Raw genomic sequence first — 14272 nt, forward strand, 5'->3', positions numbered from 1 at the left:
CTGGCAGCGACATACGAGAGAAAGGCACGACATGTCTGCCCTGCATATTAAAAAAGGCTCCACCCGCCATTCCGCCTACAACCTGCGCCCGACGTTTTCGGATGTGCAGGAACGGCACACAATTGCGGTTCTAGTGGAAAACGAACCCGGTGTTCTCGCCCGTGTCATCGGGCTGTTCTCGGGCCGCGGTTACAACATTGAAAGCCTGACCGTGGCCGAAGTGGATCATACCGGCCATCTATCGCGCATCACCATCGTCACCACCGGCACCCCGCAGGTGATTGAGCAGATCAAGGCCCAGCTGGGACGGATCGTTTCGGTGCGCGACGTGCATGACCTGACCGTCGAAGGCGTGGCCGTTGAGCGCGAGCTGGCGATCCTCAAGGTCGCCGGTGAAGGCGAAAAACGCGTCGAGGCGCTGCGGCTGGCGGATATCTTCCGCGCCAATGTGGTTGACAGCACGCTGAACAGTTTTGTTTTCGAGATCACCGGCGCGCCGGAAAAAATCGACGCCTTTGCCGATCTGATGCGCCCGCTTGGCCTGTCCGAGATTGCCCGTACCGGGGTCGCTGCGCTGCTGCGTGGAAATTGACCCTGCAGCCGGCCCGCGGACGGGCCGGCAGTATCAGCCCCGGCTTACATGAAGCGGCGCCGCAACGCGCCGCTTTTTCACAGATTGCTGCGGAAAGGGAACAACAGTTCCGTTTTCCGGCCCGGCACCCGCCGCTTCGGCGCCGCGGCCCGCTGCCGCACACAGCCGGTCCGCCAGGCCCGGGCTACCCTGTTCAAGCAATACCGCAAGATTTTCCGCAATCCTGCAATTGCCGCTCAAAGTTAATTCAAACTCAACCCAATCGCCTGGATTCAGTTCATGGAAGTCTTCACTTGCCTTTTTTGTGTAGAAAGCAAGGTCACCCTGATCATCGCACCAAATAACGGCTTTGTTCAGGGATTCATCACTCCATAAAATAACTCCAATCATACCAGTCCTCGCATTGCCGCATTCCAATTCTGGAACAATTGAGGTGACGCCAACATGGTAAAATACGCGCTGGACTATTGCATTTTGTGTCGGCTTGACTAGCCTTGTGACGTGAACTAGCAACAGCAATGACGTCAAACAGGATCAACGCTGCGCAGCCCTCAGCCAATTTCCCGCATAAGGCGTTGTCAGATAGTGCTAAAATACCGCAACCAACTACGCCATCAGAGGCAATGATGACCAGCCATACCCGATCCCCTGCCGACCTGAGGAACATGTTTGGCGCCAATTTGCGTCAATTGTCGCGGCAATATCCGTCGATTTCGGAACTGTCGCGGCAGCTGGGGATCAACCGGACCCAATTCAACCGGTACCTGTCCGGCGAAAGCTTTCCGCGCCCGGATGTGCTGGACCGCATCTGCCAGTTTTTCGAAGTGGATGCCCGCATTCTGCTCGACCCGGTGGAAAAACTGTCAAAAACCGGCCAGGTCATCAACGGCGCCTTTCTCACCGATTTCCTGGGCCGCGGCGTGCTGCAGCTGAGGGAAGAATTCTTCCCGTCCGGATTCTACCGCTTCACCCGCCGCAGTTTCATCAGTGACGACAAATTCGTCATTGGCCTGGTCTATGTCTTCCGCGATGCAGGCGTGACATACATAAAGGGCTTTGAAGCCAAGGAGGCGATGCGCAGCCAGGGCCTGCCCGACAGTCCCGGCGTCCGCGAATTCCGCGGCTACATCAGCGGCCACGAGGACGGTGTCGCCTTTGTCATCGCCCGCCGCAATGCAATGACCTATTCCTTCAACTACCTGGCCCGGGTGGCCTCGCTCGAGAACAACTTCTGGTCCGGTTACGTCGCCCGCACCGTCCGGGAAAACGAAACCGGCGAACGGGTGACGCGGATGGTCTATGAACATCTTGGCCGGGACGCCAAACAGGTGCTGGCCGCTGCCCGCAGCGCAGGGTTCGCCAATGAAGCAGAGCTGCTGCCCTTTCACCAGCGGCTGCTGCACACCGGCCAGCCTTTCTGCTGACCCTATTCAGCAGCAGCCTGGCGGTAGATGTGCCAGGTGGCGTGACCGAGCAGCGGCAGCACCAGAAACAGCCCCAGGAACCACGGCAGCAGCGCGGCAAAGGTTACGGCCGCAATCAGACCGGCCCAGATCATCATCACCAGAAAATTCTGCTGCACATATTGGAAACTCGTGATCATCGCGGTGACAAAATCCACCTCGCGGTCCAACAGCAGCGGCAGTGAAATCACCGTGATCATGTAAAGCAGCAACGCAAACAGCGCGCCGACGGCGGTGCCGACGGCCAGCATGGTAAGCCCGTTAACGGTCAGAAAAACCTCGGCTGAACTGGAGATATTGGTCATTGTTGCATGGCCCATGAACAGGGCGAAAATCATATGGCCAAGGAAAAACCAGAACAGGAACACCACAATGATGATGGCGCAGATAGACGGCAGCTGACGGCGGCTTTGCTGCAAAACCACACCCAGGATCCTGCCAACCGCTATCCCTCTGCCCTGCTCCAGGCGGTGCGAGACCTCATACAGGCCCACCGCTGCAAACGGACCGATCAGCGGAAAGCCGATCGCTGCAAGAACCAGCCAAAAAGTGGTGCCGGTCTGAACCGTGGTCCAGGCCATGGCCCAGCCTGCCAGCACATAAAAGCCCGCAAAAAACAGCCCGTAAACAGGTTTCGCCCGGAAGTCCGCCCAGCCCCGGCGCAGTGCCTCAAACAGCATCTGCGTCGAAATCGGCCGCAGCGGCGGCACCCCAAAGGGCTTTTCGGTGGTCATCGCGGTCTGTCCTCCCATTTGGTGTTTTTGCCAGCCTAGCCGCGATCCCGGTGTTAAAAAATGCCTTCCGGATACATATTATCAATTACCCTGCGGGATCAGCGCTCCGGCCTGGCCTGTCAGGCCCCACCCGGATCCCGTGCAAAGGAAAGACGGGCCTTACGGTCCGCCTTCTGTCCCGGAAAATTCAGTTTGCAGTCAGACAAACATGAAATCATCAGCGGTCAGGACAAGCCCGGCCTCGCCGTCCAGCCGGATGGTTCCGCCATCATGGGTGATCAGACGGTCGCCGCCGTCATCCTCGATAACGAGGCTGCCAAGGCCGCCGCTGTGCCCCCTGATTTGCAGGATATCGGTGCCATCCATGAAGTCCCTGACCAGATCATCGCCGCTGCCTGGTGCAAATACAAATGTGTCGGCGCCGCCGCCGCCCTTCAGCGTGTCATTGCCGCCGCCGCCGTTCAACGTGTCCGCGCCGCCGCCGCCGTTCAGCCTGTCCGCACCGCCGCCGCCGGTCAGCGTGTCACCGCCAGCCAGACCAAACAGCCGGTCATTGCCGCCCTTGCCGGCAAGCAGATTGGCCCCGCCATCCCCCGTCAGCCTGTCGCCCTTCGAGGTGCCGGTCAGGTTTTCGATGCTGGTTTCCTGAAAGAACCCGGCGCCCTCCGCATTCAAATCGCCGCCCGGCGCTCCCGGGTTCTGCCAGGCGCCACCCGAGTCGAGCGAGAACCGCACACCGGTTGCGAAATTCGAGAAATCAACAGTGTCTCTGCCGCCGCCGCCTTTGATGTTCAGTCCGAAACCGGGATCCGTCTCCGAGACTTTCACGACGTCCCTTCCTCCTCCCAGCCGAACCATGCCAGCGCCGCCCGAGCCGATTTCGACCATATCCTTGCCGTCGCCGGTTGAGATCAGCTCAACCCACTCCTTGCCGGTGCGGACACTGTCCTTGCCATCCCCGGTACGGACGATGCCAGCGCCATGTTTGCCAATCACCACGGTGTCGTCGCCGCCCGATGTGCTGACATATTCAACGCCCCCCTTGCGGACCACGACCTTGTCGTCACCTATGCCGGTTCGAACTGTGCCGGCCCAGCCGGTCCCGATGGTGATCACATCTCCCTTAGCCCGATCCGCATCGCTGCTGTCCAGCCCGGTTTGGATGTTGAACACAAAGGCATTGCCAGTGGTGACGATGTTTTCCTCGGCAAACAGAAAGATGGAGAACGTGCTGCCATCCTGATTGTTGCCCAGTTTGACCTCGTGCTTCTCCCCATCCCAGCCATTGATCTGGCGTATGCGGGTCGAGTCCAGTTCCACCACGGAATTGTACCCGACTTCCAGATAATCAATCCGGCGGCCTGCGCCGCTGTCCATATCAGTGATCGTCGTCAGGTTGTCCTCGGCGGCATTTCCAAACCGGACGATCTTGGCCGTCCAGTCCTCGCCGGTAAGATCAAGGTTCGACACAAGGCGGTTATCAGGGTCGCTCTCAAAGACATTGTAGGTGTTCAGAAACCGATTGTCCCAAGGGACGTCAGTTTGGCCTTCGCGCCGGGGGATCAAGGTTTCACCGTCAAAGGTCAGATTCAACTCTACCGTGGCCATGGCAAAGTCCTCCTCGTTAAATAGCTGAAATTGTTAAAACGGGGTTTCACTACCGGAAACAATGCCCGGAACCCCCAAGGTTTAGTGTATCATAAGTTGACAATAAAATGAACGCGCACGGAAAAAGAGCCTCGGGGCAGGCACCCTGAGGCTCTGTCATTCTGCGACCGGCGCGCCGTTTGCAGCGCGACGCTTGGTTAGTCCTCGCCCTGCGCCTCCGAGCGGCTTTTGCCGGCGACATTCATCGCCAGCGTTGCGCCCATAAACCCGTCCAGATCGCCATCCAGAACACCCTTGGTATCCGAGGTCTCGTGGCTGGTGCGCAGGTCCTTCACCATCTGATAGGGCTGCAGCACATAGGACCGGATCTGGTTGCCCCAGCCCGCATCGCCTTTGGCCTCGTGGGCGGCGTTGATCGCCTCGTTGCGGCGGTCCAGCTCCTGCTGATACAGGCGCGATTTCAGCGCCTTCATGGCGATGTCGCGGTTCTGGTGCTGCGATTTTTCCGAAGAGGTCACCACGATGCCGGTTGGGATGTGGGTGATCCGCACCGCCGAGTCTGTGGTGTTCACGTGCTGGCCGCCTGCGCCTGAGGACCGGTAGGTATCGACCCGGATATCAGAAGGGTTCACGTCGATCTCGATATTGTCGTCCACCACCGGATAAACCCAGACCGAGCTGAACGACGTGTGCCGCTTGGCCGCCGAGTCATAAGGCGAGATCCGCACCAGCCGGTGCACGCCGCTCTCGGATTTCAGCCAGCCATAGGCGTTGTGGCCGGAAATCTTGTAGGCGGCGGATTTGATGCCCGCCTCGTCGCCTGCGCTTTCGGATTGCAGCTCGACCTTGTAACCCTTTTTCTCGGCCCAGCGGACATACATCCGCGCCAGCATCGAGGCCCAGTCGCAGCTTTCGGTGCCGCCCGCGCCTGCATTGATTTCCAGGAAGGTGTCATTGGCATCGGCCTCGCCGTCCAGCAGCGCTTCCAGTTCCTTCTCGGCAGCCTTGTCCTTCAGCGCGCTCAGCGCGGCTTCGGCATCCTTGATGACTTCCTCATCCTCTTCCATCTCGCCCAGCTCGATCAGCTCGATATTGTCAGAGAGATCCTGTTTGATGCCCTTGTAAGTATTGATCGCATCCACCAGCGCCTGGCGTTCGCGCATCAGCTTCTGGGCCGCGTCGGGATCGTCCCACAGGTTCGGATCCTCAACCCGCGCGTTGAATTCCTCCAGGCGGAATTCAGCGGTTTCCCAATTCAACCGCTGGGCCAGCAGCTCCAGCGATTTCTCGATATCCGCCACGATGTTCTGGGTTTCCGCGCGCATGGGAGGTCCTTGCAATCTAAGATCAGGCTTGTGTGATAAACCACACTTGCGCCGCGGGCAAGCGGCCAGGCCCTGCCCCGGACCGCCAGCCGCTGCGGAAAAACCAACTAAAATGCCGCGCGTTTTCCAAAGCCGGAAATACGCGGAATTAACGCGGCCTGCTTGACTTTGGGATCTGGAACGCGCGAGCAGCCTGCCCGCTGCGAATTTGAGGAATTGGGACCATGCCCAGCGGGTATCTTGTCCAGCTTGGAGACGGATCGCTTGATCACGGCGATACGATCACGTCCACCTATTCCTCCTTTACCACGGACCAGAACCTGGGCGCCGGCAATTGGAGCTGGACCGGCTCGCACGGCGGCACGCCTTACACCAATGAAGTCGAAAGCGGCGTTTATTATCTCGGCGCTGACGGCAACGTTTATTTTGTGCCGGATCTGGGCCCGCCTGACACCTTCAGCTCGGCCAGCGCTGACAGTCCGCCCGCCTATACAGACACCGACGGCCCGGTCGAGGGCACCAGCGGCGCGGATAACATCGACAGCAGCTACACCGACGGCGATGGCGATCAGGTCGATAATGGCAGCGGCGGCGGCGCCTCGGGCAATCAGGACACGGTTGAGGCCGGCGCAGGCAATGATACCGTCAACGCCGGTGCAGACAACGACATGGTGTTCGGCGGTGACGGCGATGACAGCCTGGAAGGCGGCGCAGGCGATGACACGATCTATGGCGACAGCAGTTCTGAGGCCGGGCTGGCAGATTCCCAGGAAAGCATCGATGACTCCAACGTCACCGACACCAGCAGCGGCTTCACGGTCACGGCCAAGGACCTGTCGGGCACTGCCAATGCGGCCAATATCGACTATTACGATGGTGCATTTGGTGTTGCCGGGGCCATCTCTGACTCCGACAGCGGCGTTGACGCGCAGATTGGATATGACAAAGCATCAGGCATTTCCGAAGAGCTGATCGTCGACTTCGATCAGGATACAACCGACGCCAGCTTCACCTTCAAGCACTTGTTTACTGATGGCAACGGCGAAGAAGGCCATTGGGCGATCTATAAGGACGGCGTCCTGGTCGCCCAGGGGGATTTTACCGAAGATGTGGCCGGGACCGGTACAGGGACCGTCGACATCAACGGTTATGGCGCCTTTGACCAACTGGTCTTGTCGGCCAACCTGCAAACCGATGGCACCGACGGGTCCGACTACACGATCTCGAACATCACATTCACGGTGCCGCCGGAGGACCCCGCTGATGGTGATGACAGTATTTCCGGCGGCGGCGGCGATGATCTGATCTATGGCCAGGGGGGAAGCGACACAATCTCCGGCGGCGCGGGAAATGATACGCTTTACGGCGGCAGCGGCAACGACACGCTTTGGGCGGGAACCGGAGATGACCTTGTCTATGGCGGGGATGGCAACGACCTCTATGACACGGACGAGGGTAACGATACCTTCTATGGCGAAGGCGGGGACGACTGGGTTGCAGTTTGGGCAAATCCTGATGGCGAAACCCTGGTGGGCGGCGAAACCGATGAAACCTCCGGCGACATGCTGGAGCTCTATGGCGACGGCACCGGTATAAACATCACCTTCACGGGTGATGAAGCAGGCTCTTTCTCCGTCGGCGGGGATAGCGTCACTTTCTCGGAGTTCGAACGCTACTACCTGCATTCCGGTGACGATACGCTCAATGCGTCCATCGGAACCTCGGATATCTGGGTCAAAGGGGCCGCAGGCGACAACAGCCTGACCGGCGGCAGCGGCAGCGACACCCTTCTGGGTGAAGGCGGCAGTGATACACTGGAAGGCAACGCCGGAGCCGACTCCATCGACGGTGGTTCCGGTGATGACAGCCTGATCATCGGTGAGGGCGACACAGCCTCGGGCGGTGACGGCGACGATTATTTCACCATAGTCGACACCGGCGACAGCGGCAGCAACAATATGACCGTCACCGGTGGCAACACCGGGCAAACCACCGGCGACACGCTGGATTTCAACGGCCAGCTTGACAAGGGCACGCTGAACATAACCGACAATACCGGCGGCAGCCTGACCGGCACGGCTACACTGCTGGATGGCAGTGTGGTCAGCTTCTCGGGTATCGAGAACATAATCTGCTTCGCAGCCGGAACCAGAATTGCCACCACCGCAGGCCTGCGCGCCATCGAAACGCTGCATCCGTGCGATCAGGTGATCACCCGCGACAATGGTTTGCAACCGGTGCGCTGGATCAGTCAGTCGACGGTGCCTGCAACGGGCAACCTGGCCCCGGTGCGGATTCCGGCCGGGTGTTTCGGCGCTGAACGCGACCTGCTGGTGTCACCACAGCACCGGATGCTATTTTGCGGCGCTGCTTCAACTTTGCTGTTTGACGAAAACGAGGTTCTGGTCCCGGCGCTGCATCTGGTCAACGGCAGCACTGTCCGCCAGGAAACCGGCGGCACTGTCACCTATGTGCATCTCCTGTTCGACCAGCATGAAATCATCTATGCCGAAGGCGCGCCCTCGGAAAGCTTTCATCCCGGCGCCCAAGCGGTCTCAGCCCTGGACGATCCGGTGCGCGAGGAGCTGTTCCGGATCATGCCCGATCTGCGCTGGAGCACAGGAACCTATGGCGCCACCGCGCGCCAGGTTGCAGCACGTCACGAGGCAGCACTTCTGTTTCAATAAAGCCCGCCGGAACTGATGGTGCCAAAAGTCGCCTTGGGGCCCAGCACCGCAGTGCCGCCGCTGGAGGTGGTCACTTTGCGTCCCGATTCCTGCACCTCTTCGATCAACGGCAGGTTCGATCCCATCGCAAAGCCGCCATCATAGGTCAGGCCAAAGATCGGCTCGGCGCCGTCGCGGAAATATTCGGCCACCACATAGGCGCCTGACGCATTATCGGGCAGCCGTGCGCCGGTATAGCGGTCAATCTTGATGAAATGGCCGCCTTCCGGCACGTCGAACGGGCCGCCGCCGAACTTCTCGGTGGCCTTTTTCATGAACTGCTGGAACACCGGGCCGCACATGGTGCCGCCATAGGCGCCGCGGCCCATCGGGCGGGGCTGATCAAAGCCCATGTAGCAGCCGGCCACGATGTTGGAGGTGAAGCCGACAAACCAGACATCGCGGGAATCATTGGTGGTGCCGGTCTTGCCCGCAGTGGGCACCGGCAGGTTGATCACGCTCGACGCGGTGCCCCGGTCCACCACGCCCCGCATCATCGAGGTCAGCTGATAGGCGGTGATCGGGTCCATCACCTGTTCCCGGTCGGTGACAATCCGCGGCGCCTGGCCGGGGGCCAGATCGGGGTCTGCGCATTCGACACAGTCGCGGTCGTCATGCCGGTATATGGTGCGCCCGAATCGGTCCTGCACCCGGTCCACCAATGTCGGCTGCACCCGCTCGCCGCCGTTGGCAAACATCGCATAGGCCGCGACCATCTTGTACAGCGTGGTTTCCTCGGACCCGAGCGAATTGGCCAGGAAGGCGCCCATATTGTCATAAACGCCAAAACGTTCCGCATAGCCCGCGACAACGGGCATCCCAACCTCCTGCGCCAGGCGGATTGTCATCAGGTTCCGGCTCATCTCAATTCCCGTCCGCAGAGGCGTCGGGCCATAGAATTTGTTCGACGAGTTCTTGGGCCGCCACAGACCCTGCGGCGTGTTGATCTCGATCGGGGCGTCCACAACGATGGTTGCCGGGCTGTAGCCGCTGTCGAGTGCTGCCGCATAAACAAACGGCTTGAAGCTGGAGCCGGGCTGGCGCAGCGCCTGGGTCGCGCGGTTGAACACAGAATGCTGGTAGGAGAAACCGCCCTGCATTGCCAGAACCCGGCCGGTGTTCACGTCCATAGCGACAAAGCCGCCCTGCACTTCCGGCACCTGGCGCAGCGACCAGTGGCTGAACGTGCCGTCTTTTTCCTCGGCCCGGACCAGCACCACATCGCCGCGGGTGAAATTGGCGGCAAAGCTGCCTTGCATCCATTTGATGTCAGAGCGTGGCACCGTGCCCGTGCCCTCATTGTCTTCGACACCGACGGTCAGCGATTTATCACCAACCTCCAGCACCACGGCCGGATACCATTTGCCGCCCAATTCAATGTCCCGGGACACGTCGGCACTGGCCAGCGCGGCACGCCAGCCGGCCTCATCCGCAAGCTGCACCTCTTCCAGTGTCACGCCGGTGCCACGCCATTTCCCGCGCGAACGGTCGTACTTTTGCAAACCGCCGCGCATCGCCAGCGCCGCCTCGGCCTGCATTTCGTGGTCGATGGTGGCACGCACGGTAAAGCCGCCGGTGAAAAACTCACCCTCGCCAAAGTCCTGGGTCAGCTGGCGGCGGATTTCATCGGTAAAGTAGTCGCGCGGCGGCAGCGCGGTGCGGAAGCCCTCGAAATCGCCATTCTGCACCGAACGCAGCGGCTGCGCCACCTCGACGCCATAGACATCCCGCGAGATATAACCGTTCTCGCGCATCTCCCGCAGCACGTAGTTGCGGCGCGCCAGCAGCCGTTCCTTTTGCCGTACCGGGTGGTAATCCGACGGCGCCTTGGGCATTGCAGCCAGCGTTGCCGCCTCATGCGGGGCGAGTTCCCCCAGCGTTTTGTTGAAATAGGTCTGCGCCGCCGCCGTCACACCATAAGAGTTCTGGCCCAGGAAGATCTCGTTCAGATACAGCTCCAGGATCCGTTCTTTGTTAAGCGTCTCCTCCAGCCGGGTGGCGAGGATGATCTCCTTGATCTTGCGCTCGGCGCGGCGGTCGCCGGACAGCAGGAAGTTCTTCATCACCTGCTGGGTGATGGTTGAAGCGCCGCGCACATTCGCCCCGCGCGAGCGCACTGCCTCAATTGCTGCCGCAGCAATACCGCGGGCATCATAACCGCCGTGACTGTAAAAATTCTTATCCTCCGCCGAGATAAAGGCCTGTTTCACCAGATCCGGAATGTCCGCCGACGGCGTGAACAGGCGCCGCTCTTTGGCGAATTCGTCGATCATATGGCCTTCGCCGGAATAAATCCGGCTGATGGTCGGCGGCTGATACTGCGCCAGCGAATCGTGGCTTGGCAGATCGCGACCGTAGATCCAGAACACCGCGCCAATGGTCAGCGCCACCATCGCCACCCCAAGGGTGAGGGTGCTGAAGATGGAACCAAAGAAGGAGAGTATGAACCTAAGCACGGGTTTGGCCTTTCTCGCGAGGTGCCGCCTATATAGGTGCGGCAGTCCCCCGGGTCAAAACAGGAAACAGCGGATATATGCCAGAGAGATGGGAGAATTCTAGCACAATTCCCCGCGCTGTGCGGTGTCTTACGCAGCGGGAGCACCCAAGCCGTAGTCACAGAACTGGCATTGCTGCAGGGTCAGCCCGCCTGGGCTGTCCTCCAGCACCGTTAGCGCCGGGGCCTCGGCGGCGGGTCTGAAGCTGCTCCAATCCCAATCGGGGCACGGTGGCGGCGCTTGGTAAAGCACTGATTTTGCGGTGGTAAAGGGAATACCGCCTGCGGTGCCTGAACAGGGCCGGTGCACATGCCCCGCCATCAGATGCAGCACGTTGGGGTGACCGGCAAGCAACGCCAGCAGCGCGTCCCCGTTTCGCAGATTGTCCGGATCCAGCATCGGCAGCCCCAGCATCATCGGCGGGTGATGCATGGCCACGATGGCGGGCCGACCGTTCAGCGCGTCCAGCTCTGCCTTTAGCCAACCCATCCCCTCTGCGCAAAGAACGCCCGCCGCGGCGCCCGGAATCAGCGTATCCAGGCACAGCACAGAAAGATCCCCGAAATCGCACCGGTATTGGACAAAACCAGGCATTGCGGTTTCCGGCAACGGCAGCACCGCACGCAACGCAGCGCGGTCATCATGATTGCCGGTCATTGGCAGAACCCGCATCGGCAAGCCGTCAAGAACCCCCTTCAACGCCTTGTAATTCTGCATCGTTCCGGTTTCCACCAGGTCACCGGTGATCAGACAGGCGGCGGCATCTGAATGGTGCTTGGCAATAAAATCGACGGCAGCCTGCAGCCGCAAACGCGGGTCATGCCCCAGCACCAGCCCTTCAGCCTCGAAATGCGGATCCGACATCCAGATCAGCTTCATCGCAGCCCCCTATTGCCGCACCAGCGTGCGGCGGGCGTCGTCCTGGGCGCGCCAGGTGATCAGCCCGTTCAGAATACCGCGCGCAGCCTTGGCCCGCCAATCCGGATCCACCAGGTTTTGCAAGTCCCGCTTGCTGGACAAAAATCCGATCTCCACCAGAACCGAAGGAATATCAGCCGATTTCAGCACCGAAAACCCGGCCGAGCGCAGCGGCCGGTTGTTGATCGGCCGCCCCTGCCCCCGCAGCCCATCAATCAGCGCCGCCGCCAAGGCATCGCTGCGCGGCTGGGTTTCCTGCCGGGCCAGATCCAGCATCACAGCCGTCACCTTGTCGTCTGCTTCACTCAGGTCGGTGCCCGAAAGCAGATCACCGCGCAGGTGCCGCTCTGCCAGCTTAGCCGAGGCCACATCGGAGGCTTCTTTGGACAGAGTATACACGGTGGATCCATGCGCCCGGCCCTCGGAAATCGTGTCGGCATGCAGCGAGATAAACACATCCGCCCCGGCCTGATGCGCCATGGCGATGCGGCGTTCCAGCGAAACGAAATAGTCGTCGTCGCGGGTCATCTGCACGGTGAACTGGCCGGACCGCAGCAGCGCCTCGCCCAGCTCCCGCGCGAACTGCAGCATCAGGTGTTTTTCAATGACCACTTCGGTCTCCGCCCCTGGGTCGATGCCGCCGTGGCCCGGGTCCAGCATCACCAGGAGCGGTGCATTTTCATCGCGCGCGCCCTTGCCCGGCATGGTTTGCGGCGCAGGCAGATCCCAGCGCGGATCCTGCGGAGCGCCGGCACCGGCGGCAAATTCTTCCGCCGTGGCAGGCGCAAGCGATACTGCCAGCCGGGCGGCGGCGGTCACCTGGTCCAAGGTCATAGCTGCCGTGGAAACCTTCATCGGCTCTGCCAGCTGCAGAACCAAACGCGACCAGCCCGGCACATAGGTACCGAATTGCGCCCCGGTGATCTGCTCGCTCTGCAGCAAGGTCTCCGCCGTCAGCCCGGTCCAGTCGACTTCCTGGAAGTCCAGCACCAGCCTTGGCGGCTCCGCCAGGGTGAACAGCCGGTACGGCACCCCTTGGCTGAGGCCCAGAACCACCTCGGTGCCCCGCCCGGCATCGCGGACCCGGCTGGCGTCAGCATCAATGCGCGCCAGCCCGCTGAAGCCTTGCGCCCAGGCGCCGCCTGCCAGCAGCCAGATCAGCGTGATGAAGGAAAGCAGTCTGCCCATGCCTGAACCCCGGTTCTTGGTTTTCGGCGCAGACTAGGCAATTCCACCGGAATTGAAAATCCGCCTTCTGTGGTCAGCCGCGCGCGGCCATGAATTTCTCCAGCCGCGCCAGTCCTTCTTCGATATCCGCAGTGGAGCGTGCATAGGAGAACCGCAGCGTCGTGGCGCCACGAACAGGGTCAAAATCCAGCCCCGGCGTCACCGCAACGCCTGCCTTATCAAGGATTTCCGCGGCAAAGCTGCGGCTGTCCGCGGTCAGATCCGACACATCGGCATAGACATAAAACGCCCCGTCCGGCGGCGCGATTTTGGTGAAACCGGCCTTGGGCAGCCCGTCCAGCATCAGCTGGCGGTTCTTGGCGTAGACGGCCAGATTTTCGCGCAATTCATCTTCGCAATCCATCGCAGCAAGTGCCGCCACCTGACTGGCGTGCGGCGCGCAGATGAACATGTTCTGGGCAATGCGTTCGACCACCCGCACATGGTCTTCGGGCACCACCATCCAGCCAACCCGCCAGCCGGTCATCGAGAAGAACTTGGAGAAAGAATTGATGACGTAAGCCTCATCCGTCAGCTCCAGCGCGGTGACCGCCTTCGCCTCATACTCCAGCCCGTGATAGATCTCGTCGGAGATAAAACTGGCCCCCTCACCCCGCGCCGCATCGATCAGGGCGCCCATCGCGGAATGGTCCAGCATGGTGCCCGATGGGTTGGCGGGCGAGGCCACCATGAGGCCCGCCAGATCCTGCCCCTTCAAATCCGCGGCCACGGGTTGCAGCCGGTTTTCCGGGGCTGTCTGGATGTCCACCGGCGTCAGCCCCAGCGCCTTGAGGATCTGCCTGTAGGACGGATACCCCGGCGCGCCGATCCCGACCCTGTCGCCGCTGTCAAACAGAGCCGTGAAGCTCAGCAGAAAGGCGCCGGAGGAGCCCGGCGTCACGATCACCCGATCCGGATTCAGATCGACGTTATACCAGTCGCCGTACAGCCGCGCGATGCGCTGGCGCAATTCCGGCAGACCCAAAGCAACAGTATAACCCAAAGCATTGTTTTCCAGCGCATTCCCCAGCGCTTTCAAGGCACCGGAGGGTGCCCCCGTCGATGGCTGGCCCACCTCCATATGGATGATATGGCGGCCTGCTTCCTCGGCCTTGCGGGCGGCCTCCATCACGTCCATCACAATAAACGGATCAACGCTGGATCGGCTTGAGTTTCGCATTCTG

The 14272-nt window shown here is 61.0% G+C and carries 11 protein-coding genes; 3 read left to right on the plus strand and 8 right to left on the minus strand.

Annotated features, from left to right (window positions below; genetic code table 11):
- The first annotated feature begins 31 nt into the window (after positions 1 to 31).
- Positions 32 to 592, plus strand: a complete 561-nt coding sequence (gene ilvN / locus K3724_RS12385; protein ID WP_259985238.1) for an acetolactate synthase small subunit — start codon at positions 32 to 34, stop codon at positions 590 to 592.
- A 33-nt stretch (positions 593 to 625) separates the two neighbouring features.
- Here ilvN and K3724_RS12390 read toward each other — a convergent pair whose 3' ends face one another.
- Positions 626 to 982, minus strand: a complete 357-nt coding sequence (locus K3724_RS12390) for a cold shock domain-containing protein (protein ID WP_259985240.1) — start codon at positions 980 to 982, stop codon at positions 626 to 628.
- A 275-nt stretch (positions 983 to 1257) separates the two neighbouring features.
- On the opposite strand from K3724_RS12390, the gene K3724_RS12395 reads away from it, so the two are divergent.
- Positions 1258 to 2016, plus strand: coding sequence for a helix-turn-helix domain-containing protein (locus K3724_RS12395; protein WP_259985242.1), 759 nt, complete (start codon positions 1258 to 1260; stop codon positions 2014 to 2016).
- Between the two features lie 2 nt (positions 2017 to 2018).
- On the opposite strand, the gene K3724_RS12400 is transcribed toward K3724_RS12395, so the two are convergent.
- The 3 genes from K3724_RS12400 to prfB form a co-directional block, all read right to left on the minus strand.
- Positions 2019 to 2789 (minus strand): DUF2189 domain-containing protein, encoded by a 771-nt coding sequence (locus K3724_RS12400; RefSeq protein ID WP_259985244.1) that lies wholly within the window; start codon positions 2787 to 2789, stop codon positions 2019 to 2021.
- Between the two features lie 198 nt (positions 2790 to 2987).
- Entirely contained in the window at positions 2988 to 4397 is a 1410-nt protein-coding gene (locus K3724_RS12405; RefSeq protein WP_259985246.1) for a hypothetical protein, read from the minus strand.
- A gap of 197 nt (positions 4398 to 4594) precedes the next feature.
- Entirely contained in the window at positions 4595 to 5722 is a 1128-nt protein-coding gene (gene prfB / locus K3724_RS12410) for a peptide chain release factor 2 (RefSeq protein WP_129370475.1), read from the minus strand.
- Positions 5723 to 5946: 224 nt separating this feature from the next.
- On the opposite strand from prfB, the gene K3724_RS23855 reads away from it, so the two are divergent.
- The gene (locus tag K3724_RS23855) at positions 5947 to 8409 is read left to right on the plus strand and encodes a Hint domain-containing protein (RefSeq protein ID WP_311200176.1); all 2463 of its coding nucleotides are present in this window, start codon (positions 5947 to 5949) and stop codon (positions 8407 to 8409) included.
- Here K3724_RS23855 and K3724_RS12430 read toward each other — a convergent pair.
- From K3724_RS12430 to K3724_RS12445, 4 genes are all read right to left on the minus strand, one after another.
- Positions 8403 to 10904 (minus strand): penicillin-binding protein 1A, encoded by a 2502-nt coding sequence (locus tag K3724_RS12430; RefSeq protein ID WP_259985250.1) that lies wholly within the window; start codon positions 10902 to 10904, stop codon positions 8403 to 8405. The two genes, K3724_RS23855 and K3724_RS12430, sit on opposite strands and share 7 nt — an antisense overlap.
- 129 nt (positions 10905 to 11033) lie before the next feature.
- Positions 11034 to 11822, minus strand: coding sequence for a phosphodiesterase (locus K3724_RS12435; RefSeq protein WP_259985251.1), 789 nt, complete (start codon positions 11820 to 11822; stop codon positions 11034 to 11036).
- 9 nt (positions 11823 to 11831) lie between these two features.
- A complete protein-coding gene (locus K3724_RS12440) occupies positions 11832 to 13049 on the minus strand; it encodes an N-acetylmuramoyl-L-alanine amidase (protein ID WP_259985252.1) in 1218 nt (405 codons plus the stop codon).
- A 73-nt stretch (positions 13050 to 13122) separates the two neighbouring features.
- On the minus strand, positions 13123 to 14268 hold the full coding sequence (locus K3724_RS12445) for a pyridoxal phosphate-dependent aminotransferase (RefSeq protein ID WP_259985261.1): 1146 nt from the start codon (positions 14266 to 14268) through the stop codon (positions 13123 to 13125).
- Positions 14269 to 14272: the final 4 nt, after the last annotated feature.

The organism is Leisingera sp. M658 (assembly GCF_025144145.1).
In the GTDB taxonomy this organism is placed as follows: domain Bacteria; phylum Pseudomonadota; class Alphaproteobacteria; order Rhodobacterales; family Rhodobacteraceae; genus Leisingera.